13 protein-coding genes, 1 pseudogene and 1 riboswitch are annotated in these 13,674 nt (G+C 70.9%); of the genes and pseudogenes, 9 read left to right on the top strand and 5 right to left on the bottom strand.

Features of this window, described 5'->3' with window-relative positions; all coding sequences use genetic code 11:
* Window positions 1-482: pseudogene (locus ACYVD1_RS07930) on the top strand (rRNA cytosine-C5-methyltransferase); the annotation flags it as partial.
* A 27-nt stretch (window positions 483-509) separates the two neighbouring features.
* On the opposite strand, the gene ACYVD1_RS07925 reads toward ACYVD1_RS07930, so the two are convergent.
* Together ACYVD1_RS07925 and ACYVD1_RS07920 are read right to left on the bottom strand one after the other, a co-directional pair.
* On the bottom strand, window positions 510-1,208 hold the full coding sequence (locus tag ACYVD1_RS07925; RefSeq protein WP_460769665.1) for a class I SAM-dependent methyltransferase: 699 nt from the start codon (window positions 1,206-1,208) through the stop codon (window positions 510-512).
* A 109-nt stretch (window positions 1,209-1,317) separates the two neighbouring features.
* A complete protein-coding gene (locus ACYVD1_RS07920; protein ID WP_460769663.1) occupies window positions 1,318-1,704 on the bottom strand; it encodes a DUF6841 family protein in 387 nt (128 codons plus the stop codon).
* 69 nt (window positions 1,705-1,773) lie between these two features.
* Here ACYVD1_RS07920 and rpe point away from each other — a divergent pair, with 69 nt between their 5' ends.
* From rpe to ACYVD1_RS07880, 8 genes are all read left to right on the top strand, one after another.
* Window positions 1,774-2,436 (top strand): ribulose-phosphate 3-epimerase, encoded by a 663-nt coding sequence (gene rpe / locus ACYVD1_RS07915; protein ID WP_460769661.1) that lies wholly within the window; start codon window positions 1,774-1,776, stop codon window positions 2,434-2,436.
* Window positions 2,437-2,651: 215 nt separating this feature from the next.
* The gene (locus ACYVD1_RS07910; protein WP_460769692.1) at window positions 2,652-3,680 is read left to right on the top strand and encodes a phosphatase PAP2 family protein; all 1,029 of its coding nucleotides are present in this window, start codon (window positions 2,652-2,654) and stop codon (window positions 3,678-3,680) included.
* Between the two features lie 70 nt (window positions 3,681-3,750).
* Window positions 3,751-3,881: riboswitch (FMN riboswitch) on the top strand.
* A 115-nt stretch (window positions 3,882-3,996) separates the two neighbouring features.
* Window positions 3,997-4,659, top strand: coding sequence for a riboflavin synthase (locus ACYVD1_RS07905; protein WP_460769659.1), 663 nt, complete (start codon window positions 3,997-3,999; stop codon window positions 4,657-4,659).
* Window positions 4,660-4,736: 77 nt separating this feature from the next.
* A complete protein-coding gene (locus ACYVD1_RS07900) occupies window positions 4,737-6,023 on the top strand; it encodes a bifunctional 3,4-dihydroxy-2-butanone-4-phosphate synthase/GTP cyclohydrolase II (protein ID WP_460769657.1) in 1,287 nt (428 codons plus the stop codon).
* 27 nt (window positions 6,024-6,050) lie between these two features.
* On the top strand, window positions 6,051-6,524 hold the full coding sequence (gene ribH / locus ACYVD1_RS07895; RefSeq protein ID WP_460769654.1) for a 6,7-dimethyl-8-ribityllumazine synthase: 474 nt from the start codon (window positions 6,051-6,053) through the stop codon (window positions 6,522-6,524).
* Between the two features lie 44 nt (window positions 6,525-6,568).
* A complete protein-coding gene (locus ACYVD1_RS07890) occupies window positions 6,569-7,084 on the top strand; it encodes a PH domain-containing protein (RefSeq protein ID WP_460769651.1) in 516 nt (171 codons plus the stop codon).
* Window positions 7,085-7,245: 161 nt separating this feature from the next.
* Complete coding sequence (locus ACYVD1_RS07885) at window positions 7,246-8,412, top strand: XdhC family protein (RefSeq protein WP_460769648.1); 1,167 nt, start codon at window positions 7,246-7,248, stop codon at window positions 8,410-8,412.
* A gap of 125 nt (window positions 8,413-8,537) precedes the next feature.
* On the top strand, window positions 8,538-9,149 hold the full coding sequence (locus ACYVD1_RS07880) for a nucleotidyltransferase family protein (protein ID WP_460769646.1): 612 nt from the start codon (window positions 8,538-8,540) through the stop codon (window positions 9,147-9,149).
* Here the strand turns inward: ACYVD1_RS07880 and ACYVD1_RS07875 are convergent.
* The 3 genes from ACYVD1_RS07875 to ACYVD1_RS07865 all read right to left on the bottom strand — a co-directional run bounded on the left by ACYVD1_RS07875 (window position 9,124) and on the right by ACYVD1_RS07865 (window position 13,437).
* Window positions 9,124-9,666 carry a hypothetical protein gene (locus ACYVD1_RS07875; RefSeq protein ID WP_460769643.1) on the bottom strand — a complete coding sequence of 181 codons (543 nt, stop codon included), beginning with the start codon at window positions 9,664-9,666 and terminating at the stop codon, window positions 9,124-9,126. The genes ACYVD1_RS07880 and ACYVD1_RS07875 overlap by 26 nt on opposite strands.
* 50 nt (window positions 9,667-9,716) lie before the next feature.
* Window positions 9,717-10,640, bottom strand: a complete 924-nt coding sequence (locus ACYVD1_RS07870) for an aldose 1-epimerase family protein (RefSeq protein WP_460769641.1) — start codon at window positions 10,638-10,640, stop codon at window positions 9,717-9,719.
* Between the two features lie 61 nt (window positions 10,641-10,701).
* Entirely contained in the window at window positions 10,702-13,437 is a 2,736-nt protein-coding gene (locus tag ACYVD1_RS07865) for a serine/threonine-protein kinase (RefSeq protein WP_460769639.1), read from the bottom strand.
* Window positions 13,438-13,674: the final 237 nt, after the last annotated feature.

The following is a 13,674-nucleotide window of genomic DNA, read 5'->3' as shown; positions in this document are numbered from 1 at the left end:
GGGCGGGCCTGGTGGCGGGCGCCGTGCGCCGTGCGCCCCGTGACGCCGGGCGCGTGATCGCCGCCGACGGTACCAAGCCCGCCTGGAAGTCGGGTTCCTTCGACCGTGTCCTGGTGGACGCTCCGTGCACCGGCCTGGGCGCGCTGCGCCGGCGCCCCGAGTCCCGATGGCGTCGCGGCCCGGAGAACGTCACCCAGCTGGCCCCGCTCCAGCACGACCTGCTCACCAGCGCCGCCGAGGCCGCGCGTCCCGGCGGGGCGGTCGCCTACGTGACGTGTTCGCCGCACCTGGACGAGACCGACGTGATCGTTCGGAAGGTCCTCGCCGAGCGCGACGACCTCGAGCTGCTGCGCGCCCCCGACTACCTCGACGAGGTTCCCGACCTCGCCGCGGGACCCGAGGGCAGCTACGTGCAGTTCTGGCCGCACGTCCACGGCACCGACGCGATGTTCCTCGCCCTCTTCCGCAAGAAGCCCGAGTAGGCCTGCGAGCCGCGAAGCCCGTCCGCCCTAGCCCGCTTCCAGCACGAAGAAGAGGAAACCCAGGAAGGCGGTCCGGTTCCGGAGGCTCGGCGGCAGCAGTTCCTGCGGAGTGTCCGGTGCGTAGGACGGTTCACTGATGGCGGCGATGCGGAAGCCCGCGCCGGTGAAGGCGTCCGTCATCGCGTGCAGGGGCCGGTGCCAGTAGGTGAGGGTGGCCGCCTGGCCGTTGAACGAGTGGGTGTCCGACCATTCGGTGACGGCGAAGTAGTCGGCCTCGGGGTTGAGCCACTTGTAGACGATGGGGTGGTTCACCGAAAGGACGAGGCGGCCGCCCGGCTTCAGCACGCGCCGCAGTTCGGCGAGCGCTCCGGTCCAGTCCCGCAGGTAGTGGAGGACCAGGGAGGCGACCACGTCGTCGAAGGCGCCGTCGGCGAACGGAAGGGGCCGGTCGAGGTCGGCGACGCGCAGGTCCGCGTCCTCGCCCAGCCTCTGCCGGGCCAGCTTGACCATCTCCGCGCTGGAGTCGAAGCCCGTCACGGTGGCGCCCCGGGCACGGAGCTCCGCGGCCAGGGGGCCGGACCCGCAGCCGGCGTCGAGGATGCGGCGCCCGTCCACGTCGCCGGCGAGGTTCACCATCGCGGGGCGCTCGTAGTAGCCGTTCACCAGGTTGGCTTCGTTGTCCGCCGAGTAGGCGGCGGCGAAACCGTCGTAGTCGTTCTTCCGCACTGTGCCGTCGCAATCCGTGGTGTGTGGTCCAGGGAGCGCAGTATGCCGCAGCAGCGGGTTCGAGACGACTGGGTTTCCCGCCTCCGCAGGGTTTCCCGTCCCTGCCGGGCTACTCCGCGCCCGTGGCGACCACGACACAGATCTGGCAGGAGTTCCCGGCCTCCCTCAGGAGGTACCGGTAGGACTCGGCCTGGACCTCCGCGCCCTTCTCGTCCTGGTAGGACCAGCGCACGTCCGCCCACACCAGCCTCGACGTGAGCTCCTCGGTCCGCCGGATCTCGGCCACCGCGCCGACCATCCCGCGCTTGCGGTACTGCTCGGCGGCGCCCGCGAAGGCCGCCTTGACGTCCGCGGGCGCGGTCACGGGAATGCTCTGCTCGTCTCCCGCCACATAGGCCGGATAGCTGTACCGCGCGGCGATCCCGTCGAGGTCTCCGCCCACCAGCTCTCGGCTGTAGGCCTCCAGGAAGTCCTGGAGGCCGTCCTGATCAAGCATGGCGCTCCCATCGATCGATGTGGTCCCCGCCGCACACCTGCCCCCTACGGGCCTGGATACACTGCTGACGTGGCAATTCAGATCTCTCCCAGCATCCTCAACGCCGACTTCGCGCACCTCGCCGACGAGGCGGCCGCCGTTCCGACCGCGGACTGGCTGCACGTCGACGTCATGGACGGGCACTTCGTACCCAACCTCACTTTGGGCCTGCCCGTCGTGGAGTCCCTGGCCAAGGCGGCCTCCACACCGCTGGACTGCCACCTGATGATCGAGGACCCCGACCGCTGGGCCCCCGGCTACGCGGAGGCGGGCGCGGGCAGTGTCACCATCCACGCCAAGGCGGCCAACGCCCCCGTGCGCACGCTGCGCGAGATCCGCAAGCAGGGTGCCCGCGCCGGCCTGGCTTTGAACCCCGCCGAGCAGGTCGAGCCCTACGCGGACCTCATCGGCGAGATGGACATGCTCCTGCTGATGACCGTCGAGCCCGGGTTCGGCGGCCAGAAGTTCCTGGACCTGATCCTGCCCAAGATCCGCAGGGCCCGTCAGCTGCTGGACGACCGCGAGGCCGCGGTGTGGCTGCAGGTCGACGGGGGAGTGAGCGACGAGACTATCGAACGTGCCGCCGAGGCCGGCGCCGACGTCTTCGTGGCGGGCTCCGCCGTCTACGGTGCCCAGGACCCCGCCAAGGCGGTTGAGTCCCTCCGAGCCCAGGCCCAGCAGGCCAGCGCATAACGATCGCGGCGCGGCGGCCGTGTGGACCTGGTCACAGTGGCACTCGGCGCCCTATGCTGCCCGCTGTAGTCGTTGATTATCGCTTGGTCGCGGCTCCGTCTTCCCCTCCACGCGCCCGAAGTGCCCGTGTCCGGGGGAGCGGCGCGGCGTGAGCGCGTTGCCAGGCGCGGACCCGTGGAGTACGCGTGAACGCTTGGAGTTCCGAGCACCTGGCCATGGACGCGCTGTGGGAGGCGGAGAACGTCGCCATCCTGTGGCTGCAGGGTGCGGGGGAGTGGCTCGCCCATCCGCTCGGCGCCATCACCCATCTGGGCTCGCAGGGCGTCATTGTCGCCCTGCTGGCCGCCGTCTTCTGGAGCGTCCACGCGGGCCTGGGCGCTCGTCTGTTCGCCGTGGTCATCGCCTCAGCCGTGGTGAACAACCTGCTCAAGTCGTTCTCCTACGGCTCTCGGCCCTACTGGTTCGACGCACAGATCACCGGTTACAGCCAACACAGCAGCTTCGGGATGCCCTCGGGGCACAGCCAGGCCGCGATCGTGGCCTACGGCTACCTGGGTGTGAAGTCCGGCCGCCGGGCCCTGCTGTGGGCGGCCGTCGCGGTGATCGCTCTCGTCGCTTTCTCCCGGATCTACCTGGGTGCGCACTTCTTCAGCGACGTGCTGGTCGGCCTGCTGGTCGGCGGTGCCCTGCTGTGGGCGGTCCTGCGCTACGAGGACCGCGTGCTGGCGTGGTGGCACTCCCTGGACACGGCGCGCTGGGTGTCGTACCTTCTCGCCTTCGCGCTGGTGCCCTGTGTCGCGGCGACCGCGTGGCAGCTGGGCGTGCGCGGCGACTGGGCGGTTCCGGCTACCGAGTGGATCGGCGCCACCCCGGCGGACCCGGCCGGAAGTACCCTCGCCGGGCTCTACACGACCTGCGGGGCGCTCCTGGGCGGTGTCCTCGGCCTCACCCTGCTGCACCGGCGCGGCTGGTACAGCGCGGCGGGCGCGGTCACTGCTCGGGTGGCCCGCTTCGTCCTCGGGATCTCCGTGGTCGTGCTCATCCTGGTCCTGGAGCAGGTTCTCTTCCGGGACCTGGCCGGTCTGCCCGCGGCGCTGGTGGCCTTCGCGGTCTACGGCGTTCTGGCCTTCTGGGCGACCTACGGTGCCCCGGAGATGTTCGTGCGCAGCGGCTTGGCCGCCCGCCCGGAGGAGCACCCCGCCCAGTCCTCCGAAGGCGGGACCAAGGACACCGGTCAGACATGACTCCCGTCACACCGACTATGCGTTCGTGTCATGGAGAGGCTAGGATCGGGATCGTTTAGACAAGAGTCAAACGCGTGCTCCGGGGTCGGTGAAAGTCCGAACCGGCGGTGACAGTCCGCGACCCGGCCGAGTCCATCGGTCGGTTGAACCGGTGAAATTCCGGTACCGACGGTTAAAGTCCGGATGGGAGGCAGTACGCGTTGGGGCGGGTCTGAGCCGTGCCGCTCCGCGGCTACGGCTTTCGGTGTCGTCCTTGCCGTGGACCCGTTTTCCACAGCCTTTTCCCCGGAGCCGCACAGGCGAAGGGACGTAGGGCGTGTTCACCGGAATCGTGGAAGAGCTCGGCAAGGTCATCTCTCTCGAACCGGCCGGTGCCAACGGCGAGGCTGTTCTGCTCACCGTGCGCGGCCGCTTGGTCAGCTCCGACGCCGAGCACGGCGACTCCATCTCGGTCAACGGTGTGTGCCTGACCGTCGTCGACCGGGGTGAGGGCACCTTCACCGCCGATGTGATGAAGGAGTCACTGGACCGCTCCTCCCTCGGCGACCTCACCCCCGGTGCCCCCGTGAACCTGGAGCGCGCGGCCCGCACGGACAGCCGTCTCGGCGGCCACATCGTCCAGGGGCACGTCGACAGCACCGCCACCCTCATCTCCCGGAATCCCGGCGACAACTGGGACGTTCTCCGTTTCGGCATGGCACCGGACCTCTCCCCCTACGTGGTGGAGAAGGGCTCCATCACCGTGGACGGCACCAGCCTCACCGTCTCAGCCGTGAGCGCCCCCGGCGCCGACGACGAGTTCTTCGAGGTCAGCCTCATCCCGGCCACCCTGGAGGCCACCACTCTCGGCGGTCTGGCGGTCGGCGCCACCGTGAACATCGAGGTGGACGTCATCGCCAAGTACGTGGAGCGCATCACCGCGGTCGCCCAGGCCCGCGCGCAGGAAAGCGCCCGCAAGCAGGACGGCGCCCGCGCCTGACCCCGCGTCCGCGCCACTCTTGGCGCGCCGCCACACCACCCACCGAATCACCCACGACGTACCTTCAGGGAGCGGGAATGACCGTCACCGACACCAGCCCGGCCGCCGACCACGAGCAGTCCGTCGTCCTCGACCCGATCGAGGACGCCATCGTCGAGTTCGCCAATGGCAGAGCCATCGTGGTCGTGGACGACGAGGACCGCGAGAACGAGGGTGACCTCATCTTCGCCGCCGAGCTCGCCACCCCGGAACTGCTGGCGTTCATGATCCGCTACACCTCCGGTGTCGTGTGCGTCCCCATGGAGGGCGACGCCCTGGACCGCCTCGAACTCCCGCTGATGACCGCGCGCAACGAAGAGAGCCTGCGCACCGCCTACACGGTCACCGTCGACGCCCGCGAGGGCGTCAGCACGGGTATCTCGGCCGCCGACCGCGCCCACACCATCCGCCTGCTGGCCGCCGCCGAGAGCCGCCCCACCGACTTCGTGCGCCCCGGCCACATCCTTCCGCTGCGCGCCCGCCCGGGCGGTGTCCTGGCCCGCCGCGGCCACACCGAGGCCTCGATCGACTTCGCCCGCCTGGCCGGCCTGAACCCCTCCGGGGTGCTGGCCGAAGTGGTCAACGACGACGGCACCATGGCGCGGCTGCCCCGCCTGCGCGAGTTCGCCGACGAGCACGGCCTGAAGCTGGTCTCCGTCGAGCAGCTGGCCGCCTACCGTGCCGCACTCGGCCAGGTCCTCACGGAAGAGGAAGCCAACCCCCCGCTGGTCAGCCGTATGGTCGAGACTCGCATGCCCACCCAGCACGGTGAGTGGCGCGCGATCGGCTACAAGGGCACCGCGGACGGCGCCGAGCACATCGCCCTGGTCTACGGAGACCTGACCGACGGCAGCGACGTCCTGGCCCGGGTGCACTCGGAGTGCCTCACCGGGGACGCCTTCGGCTCGAACCGCTGCGATTGCGGCGCCCAGCTGGACAGCGCCATGGCCGACATCGCCAAGGAAGGGCGAGGGGTGATCGTGTACATGGGCGGTCACGAGGGCCGGGGCATCGGGCTGCTGCACAAGCTGCGCGCCTACAGCCTCCAGGACCGGGGCGCTGACACCGTCGACGCCAACCTCGAACTGGGCATGCCCGCCGACGCGCGCGAGTTCGGCGCGGGTGCCCGGATCCTCGCGGACCTGGGCGTGTCCTCCGTGCGCCTGCTGAGCAACAACCCGGCCAAGGCCGAGGGCATGGAGCGGCACGGTGTGCGCGTGGTCGAGCGTGTGTCGATGCCCACGTTCGTCACCGACGACAACCTCTCCTACCTGCTGACCAAGCGCGACCGCATGGGCCATGACCTGGCCGGCGTCGCGAAGTAGAACCAACCACGAACCGAAGGGCCGAGCATGAGCGGCACAGGACGTCCGGACGAACACCAGGTCGACGCCTCGGGGATGTCGGTCGGCATCGTCACCACCCGCTGGAACGCGCCGATCATCGAGCCTATGCTCGCCAACGCGCTCGATGTGGTGAAGAGCTCGGGAGCGGCCGAGACCATCGTGGTGACGGTGGCGGGAGCGGTGGAGATCCCGGTGGTGGCGCAGGAGCTGGCACGCAAGCACGACGCGGTGATCGTGCTGGGAGCGGTCATCCGCGGGGGCACCCCGCACTTCGACTACGTGTGCCAGTCGGTCACCCACGGGCTGACCGAGGTGGCCCTGCGTGAATCCACCCCCGTGGGCAATGGTGTGCTCACATGTGACACCCTTGAACAGGCGCGCGACCGCGCGGGGCTGCCAGGAAGCGTCGAGAACAAGGGCGCCGAAGCCGCGCTTGCCGCCTTGGACACGGCGGTGGCCCTCCGCGGGCTGCGCCGCTGAACCCCACCCCCTTCGCCGGTTCGCGCGCCGGGGACCGGACACGGATGGAGCAGTTGGTGCGGACGAGGGAACAAGCTGTGGATGGGGTATCGGAGAAGCCGACCTTGCCGAAGACCTGGCGGCCCAGGGCGGTGCGGCTGGTCGCCTACGGCCTCGCCCTGCTGATCGTGGGCACCATGGTCGTGCTCGCCGTGATCCTGCCCAATGATTGGAGTGTGCTGGACCGGATCCTGGTGGTCGGGATGGGTCTGGCCATCGCCGGCGGGCTGAACATGCTGGGTCGGCCCCGGCTGATCGCCAGTACGAAGAACGTGATCGTGATCAACGGGATCCGCACGCACTACCTGGCGTGGCCGGAGGTCCTGGACATCCGGATGCCGGTGGGTGAGCCCTGGCCGTGCCTGGATCTGTCGGACGGCACGTCACTGCCGGTCATGGCTATTCAGAGCACCGACGGAGAGCTGGCCCAGCGCAACCTGGCGGAGTTCCGGTCGCTGCTGGTCCTCGGCGAGGGCGAGGAGCCCGAGCGCGGTGGGGGAGCGGAACCCGAGCAGCCGTGAGAACGGGCCCCTTCACCGGCCCGTTCGTAGATGAAACCGAATCGAGCCCTCGTTTTCTGGAGAAACGGGGGCTCTTCTGTGTTGTCTGGGGCACATAGATTGGTATCGGGGCCCACAGGAGTTGGTGGAGCCTGAAGCGGGGATTCTGGAAGTGGTGCCGAGTGCGTGATATCCGAGGGACCGTGTCCGAGTTGTACGTCTCGGGGGAGACGTTCGCGGTGGCGACGGTCATCGACACCTACAAGAGCGCTCCCAGGGACGCGGGCGCGGCCATGCTGGTGAGCGCGTCCGGAGAGGTCACCGGAAGCGTATCGGGTGGCTGCGTGGAGGGAGCGGTCTACGAGGAGGCGCTGGAAGCCATCCGCACCGGTGCCCCCGTGCGCCGCACCTACGGCGTCAGCGACGAGGACGCCTTCAGCGTCGGCCTGACCTGCGGCGGAACCCTGCACATGTTCGTCGAGCCGATCAACCGGCAGACCTACGCCCAACTCGGTTCTGTCATCGGTGCCATCGACGAGCACCAGCCGGTGGCGGTGGCCACGATCGTGGCCGACCCCTCGGACACGGACCGGGTGGGCCGCCGCCGTGTGGTCTGGCCCGGCCACGCGGAGGGGGATCTGGGCAACGGGGGCGAGCGCCTGGCCGCGGCCCTCGACGACGACGTCCGAGGCATGCTCGCCCAGGGAAGCACCGGGCTCCTGCACTACGGCACGGACGGTCAGCGACGCGGCGACGAGCTGGAGGTGTTCGTCCAGTCGTTCACCCCGGCACCCCGCATGCTGGTGTTCGGCGCCATCGACTTCGCGGCCGCCGTGGCCGACCTCGGCACCTACCTCGGTTACCGGGTGACGGTCTGCGACGCCCGCCCGGTCTTCGCGACCGCCAAGCGGTTCCCCACGGCCGAGGACGTGGTGGTGAAGTGGCCGCACGTGTTCCTGGACGAGATCGCCGACGAGATCGACCAGCGAACCGCGATCTGCGTGCTCACCCACGACCCCAAGTTCGACGTTCCCGTCCTCAAGCGGGCGCTGACCACCCAGGCCGGGTACATCGGCGCCATGGGATCGCGGCGCACCCACGACGACCGGATCGAGCGGCTCCGGGAGGCGGGCGTCGACGAGGGGGCCATGGAACGGCTGCACTCGCCGATCGGGCTCGACCTGGGTGCCCGGACCCCGGAGGAGACAGCCGTGTCCATCGCCGCCGAACTCGTGCAGACGCGCTGGGGCGGGAGCGGCCGCGCCCTGCGGGAGACCAGCGGCAGAATCCATCGGGACACGCCCGATGCACCGCTGATTCCGGCCGGATTCGGTCACTGGGAGCGGTGAACCGAAACCGGGGCCGCTGGAAAACACCAGTTCAGAGCAGCGCCCTCGGGGCCGTGGCGCGATTCTCGCCGACGGGCTCGCCAAGGGAGACCACTCGAGAACCCGGCCCGTGGCATCATCGCGTCATGGGTACTGGGGAATCGGAGGGCAGGGGAATGGGCCTGGTAGCGGGCCTGCTGTTGGCGGCGGGGTCTGGGAGCAGGCTCGGTCGCCCCAAAGCTCTGGTCGAAGTGGGCGGTGTACGCCTCGTCGACCGGGGCGTACGAACCCTGACCCGGGGCGGTTGCGGCCCGGTCATGGTCGTCCTGGGCGCCGCGGACACCAGTGTGGCCGGTGCCCTCACCGTGAACAACCCCGACTGGTCCACCGGCATGGGTTCCTCGGTGCGTGCCGGAATCGACGCCATGCCCGACGCCGTAGACGCCGTCCTCGTCGCCCTCGCCGACCAGCCCCTGGTCACCGCTGAGGCCGTCAACCGCCTGGTGGAGGCCTACGAGCAGGGCGCCCGCGCAGCGGTGGCCACCTATAACGGCAACCCCCGCAACCCGGTGATGCTGGGGCGCGAACACTGGTCCACGGTCTACTCGATGGCCGAACAGGACGTGGGCGCCCGCCCCTTCCTGCGCACCTACTCCCACCTGGTCACCACGGTCGCCTGCGACGACATCGCCAGCCCCGAGGACATCGACACCGAGGAGGACCTGGTCCGCCTCACCGAGATCCTCGAGGGGGCCTGAACCCGCGGCCGGAGGAGCCGAGCACCTCACCGAGCAGCCGGACGGCCTTCGGGCCGACCCCGTGCATCGCGGTGAGTTCGGCCTCGGAGTACTCGGCGACCTGGTCGAGCGTGGTGACGCCCAGACCGACCAGAGCCCGGGTGGCCGGCCTCCCGATTCCCCTGGGCAGGTCACCGACCTCTCCGGGTACCGCCCTTTCGGCAGCGAGCGCCCGCTGCATGAGGGGTTCGGGCGCGCAGTGGAGCCAGGCACGCCACACCCAGTGGTTCAGCTGCTGCCCGTCGATGTCGGCCAGCGGTATCCGCACCTCGGAGCCCACGGTCTCCGCGGAGGCGTAGCCGGAGAGGGCCTCGGCCGCTTCGGCCTCGGGGAGGCTGAGGCGCACACCGCCGTCGGCGTCCGCCGAGGCGAAGGCGGTACCGCGCACAGTGAACGCGGTCGCACCGGGTCCGGCCTCCTGTCTCTCAGCCTCCGGATGGGAGAGCGCGGCCTTCCGGAGCTGCCCAAGGGTCGTCATGAACCCACTATGACACCCGTCACCGACAAGGGGGTGCGAGCCGACGCCGTTCAGCCCGTCTTGTCGGCGAGGATTCCGAAGGTTCGCTCGACCTCTTCCCCCGGAGCCAGGACGATCAGGTCCGTGCCGCTGTTGAGAGCGTCGGGCGGGCAGGTCATCGGTTCGACGGCCAAGTTGGCGCGGTGGTGATCGCCGCCCAGGGTGTCCGAGCTGAAGAGCTGGAGCCACCCGAAGCCGGCCCCGGACCACAGGGACACCCGGTGCTCGGGGCCGGTGAGACTGGCCCAGGCGCGGCCTTCGGTGTCGCGTTCGAGGTCGGTGAAGGCGGTGTCCAGCACCGTGGTGCCCAGGTCACGGCCGGGTGCCCGAAGGTCGTACTCGGTGCCGGCGACCGGCTTAGGGGCGCCCGAGGGCAGCAGGGCGGCATCGGTGGGCTGGTGGCTGCCGATGGCGGCCTCCACCCTGACCGCGCCCTGCTCGGCCAGCTCCCGCAGCGGCGTGCCCAGGGTGAGGTAGGGGTGGAACCCCAACCCGAACGGGGCCGCCGCGGACCCGGTGTTGCGTGCCGCGGTGCTGACGGTCAGGCCCTGCCCGGCCAACCGGTAGTTGACGGTCAGCTCCAGCGGGAACGGGTACCCCGGCGTCCCCGGGAAGGCCAGGCGCAGGGTCACGGCCTCCTCGGACTCCTCCAGGGGTGACCACTCCAGCTCGTGGACGAGTCCGTGGATGGCCGTACCGGTGGGCGGATCGTTCACGTCCAACCGGTACTCGGTGCCGTGGAAGTCGTACTTGCCGGCGGCGACCCGGTTCGGCCAGGGGGCCAGCAGCTGCCCCTGGAAGGCCAGGGGGCCGTCCTCTCGGGTGTAGGGCCAGACCAGGTCGCGGCCGCCCCAGGTGAGCGCTTGCAGCCCTGCACCGGTCCGGTCGATACGCGCCCGGTACTCTCCGGCGCGCAGTTCGAACACCTCGCCCACCTGTTCACCCTCTCCCGTCGTGGTCCGGCACACCGCCGGACCGGGAGATCATAGCGCGGGGTCAGCCGAGCAGGCCGTCCAGGGGGATGAGCACACCAGACCCCAACGCCAACAGGCCCGTGGAGAGCAGCACCACGACCATCAGCAGCGACCCCACCACCGCCAGCCGGAAGGCACCCAAGCGCCGCCGCGCTTTGGCAGTGGGCTTCGCGGCGACACGGCCCATCACCACCAGCAGCACCGCCAGCAGCACCGGGAACCACCAGAACGCACCGATGCCGCCCGGCAGCAGGCCGGTCAGCGAGGCCGCCCCGTCGGCCACCGGGTTGGCGCTGAAGTCCAACAGGCCCGGGTAGGCCTCAGCGACGAACGCGCTCTCCGGGAAGAACCCCTCCTCGGGGCGGATCGCCCGGCCCAGACCGTCGACCAGGCCAAAGAGGGCGGCCGGGTAGGCGAAGCGGCGGCACTTTCCCGCCTTCATCGCACGCTGGATCTGGCCCATGGTCTTCTCGACCCTGCGGGACGCCCGCTCCTGCTTGCGCCGCTCCTTGGCGGTCGCCGGCTCCTCCGGCCGGGTCGGGTCCTCGGGCAGCGCCGGACTCTCGGGCCGCGTGGTCACGGCTTCCGCGCGGCGCTGCTTGGCCGTGGCCAGCTTCTCCTGCGTGCCCTCCCAGCGCTCGCGGGCCGAACCTGCCAGGGAGGCCCACCGGTCCTGGCGGCGGGCCTTGCCGTCGGCGCGCTCGCGTTCGGCGATCGCGCCCCCGATCCGATCCGCCTCGGGCAGCAGCAGGAGAGCGGTGAGCATCGCGCCGCGGCTGGCCAACTGGTCGCCGCCGTCACGGAGGGCCGATTTGCGCTGCTCCAGCCACCAGGGTGCGTTCGGGGCGGCGCTGCGCTGGCTGGGATGCCAGGACTGGCGGCGCAGCAGTGACCGGTGCTGGGAAGCGGTCTCGGGCACTAGGACGAGCTCCACGGCCCGCGCCCAGGTGGAGTCGATCTCGTGGGCCGCGGGGCGCCGGGGCGCGTTGGGGCCCGCTCCCGCTGCCAGGTCGACGGCCTCGTGCACCCGCTTCATCAGGAGCGGGACCTCGTGCTGCACCCGCTCCAGCAGCGCGCACCGTCCGGACCCTCCCGAACGGCACGCGGGGTGCGGGCACCAGTGCTGGGCACCCAAGCCCACCACACCCGACTCCACGGCCTCACGCACCACCGCGTGGCGGCTCGATTCGCCGGTGGCCAGGGTCAGTAGCCCGTCGGCGCTGATCTCGTGCCCTCGGAAGCGCGGCGGCATGCCCGGCACGTAGCGGGAGGCCAGAGCGCTGATCGCCACGTGCGCGAGGTCGGGCCGGGCGTCCAGACCGGTGAGGTAGGCGCGGTCGAAGGTGTAGTCGTTGACCTCGCGGTCCAACCAGGTGCGTAGCTCCGACCAGTGGTTGCGCAGCCACATGGCGCCGGTCTCGGAGCGGTCCAGCAGGTCGAAGGCGAGGCTGGGCGGGTCCTCGTGCGAGGTCCCGGCGAAGTTGATCGGGCGCATGCGGCGGGCGGCACGGATCTGCGGGCGCTCACCGGCCAGCCAGGCGGCGACCTCGGCGTGGCCCCAGCGAGCCGAGGGCGCCAGCGTGAGGAGGCCGCGGGCCAGGAGCCGCCAGCGCTCGTCGGTGATCGCTGAGATGTCCACCTCGGTGTTGCGGGCGGTCAGCCAGTTGCCGCCGCGCTCGGGGCGGCGGCCGGAGATCAGCTCGTGCACCATCACGCCCAGCGACCACCACGAAGCCGGGGCCTCGCGGCGGCCCTCGATGACCTCGGGGGCGGCGTAGTCCTCGGTGATGGCCTGCCCGCCGTAGACGCGGCTCATCGTGGCGCGCACGGCGCCGCCGAAGTCGGTGAGAGCCACCACCGGCGGATCCAGGGAGCGGACCAGGAGGTTCTCGGGCTTGACGTCGGTGTGGTTGTGCTGGAGCTCGGACTGCCAGTGGTCCAGGCAGTCCGCCACGGCACGGACCACGGCCTTGGCCCGCTCGTCGTCCAGGGGCGCCTGGTCGATGACCTCCCGCAGGGTGCCCAGCGAGAAGTACTCCTGGGCTTCCCAGGCCAAGTCCTCGCCCCAGGAGCTCGCGGCGGACCCGTATCCGTGGATGGCGGGGGTGTACGGGGAGGCGGTGCTTCGGGCACGCAGGCGGTCCAGGAGCTCGCGGTTGATGTCGTGGCCGGGCCGGTACACCTTGAGGGCGAGTTCGCGTCCGCGGGAGTCGGTGGGTTCGGCCAGGTAGACGACGGCTTCACCGCCCGCGCCGATGCGGTCCAGGACCTGGTAGCGGCGGCGGAGGTCGGCGGGCACGGCGTAGTCGAGGTCACCGGCGGGGCCGACGACCACGCGCGAGACCACGCGGGCCATCCAGTCGAGGAGCGGGCCGAAGAGCACGCGCCACCACGGCGTGCGGCCGCCCTGAGGGTCGCCGGTGCCGGACTGGCGCGCGGGTCGGTCCCGGCCCAGGGGTGCGGCGGGCGTGGCGGGGGAGGCGGGCTGTTGGACCTTGGTGCCATCGGTGGCGGAGTCACCGGGCAGGACGGTAGTGCGGTCGGTGCCAGGGAGAACGGTGGTGCGGTCAGAGCCGGGGGGAACGACGCGCGTGGGCCCGTCGTCGGGTTGCTGCTCCGGTGGTCGGGCCGATCCCGGCCGGAATACGCGTGTGACCCAGCGCGTGGCGCCCACCGCCGGGTTCTTGCGGGTGGTGGGCGGGGTGGGATCGATCCTTCGGGTCGGTGCGTTCTCGTCACCGGGGTCGGGCGTGACCATCGAGGCCGGAGCCATCCTTCGGATAGGCGGGTCGGTTGCGGGCGTCCGGGGGCCGGACCTCTCCAGATTAGGTCTTCCGCGAGCCCGGTGGAGTGGTGGTGCCACCTCTTTCAGCGCGGGCGACCGCATGCCCCCGGTCACTTGTGGGACGCGGTCCGGGCCGTCTTGGTTCCGGGGTTTGTGACCCGGAGTCATCGAACGGGTGCATTCCCGGTCGGTGCGGGGCCGGTGCGGGTT

It is taken from the genome of Nocardiopsis nanhaiensis, from assembly GCF_054778635.1.
The sequence above is the reverse complement of the archived record's forward strand: the minus strand, read 5'-3'. Positions and strand labels throughout refer to the sequence as shown.

What these genes read in the sequence shown, in the direction of transcription:
- ACYVD1_RS07920 (WP_460769663.1), bottom strand. Translation starts at nt 1,704, where the DNA reads ATGCTTGATCAGGACGGCCTCCAGGACTTCCTGGAGGCCTACAGCCGA.
- ACYVD1_RS07910 (WP_460769692.1), top strand. Translation starts at nt 2,652, where the DNA reads ATGGACGCGCTGTGGGAGGCGGAGAACGTCGCCATCCTGTGGCTGCAG.
- ACYVD1_RS07900 (WP_460769657.1), top strand. Translation starts at nt 4,737, where the DNA reads ATGACCGTCACCGACACCAGCCCGGCCGCCGACCACGAGCAGTCCGTC.
- ribH (WP_460769654.1), top strand. Translation starts at nt 6,051, where the DNA reads ATGAGCGGCACAGGACGTCCGGACGAACACCAGGTCGACGCCTCGGGG.
- ACYVD1_RS07890 (WP_460769651.1), top strand. Translation starts at nt 6,569, where the DNA reads ATGGAGCAGTTGGTGCGGACGAGGGAACAAGCTGTGGATGGGGTATCG.
- ACYVD1_RS07880 (WP_460769646.1), top strand. Translation starts at nt 8,538, where the DNA reads ATGGGTACTGGGGAATCGGAGGGCAGGGGAATGGGCCTGGTAGCGGGC.
- ACYVD1_RS07875 (WP_460769643.1), bottom strand. Translation starts at nt 9,666, where the DNA reads ATGACGACCCTTGGGCAGCTCCGGAAGGCCGCGCTCTCCCATCCGGAG.
- ACYVD1_RS07865 (WP_460769639.1), bottom strand. Translation starts at nt 13,437, where the DNA reads ATGGTCACGCCCGACCCCGGTGACGAGAACGCACCGACCCGAAGGATC.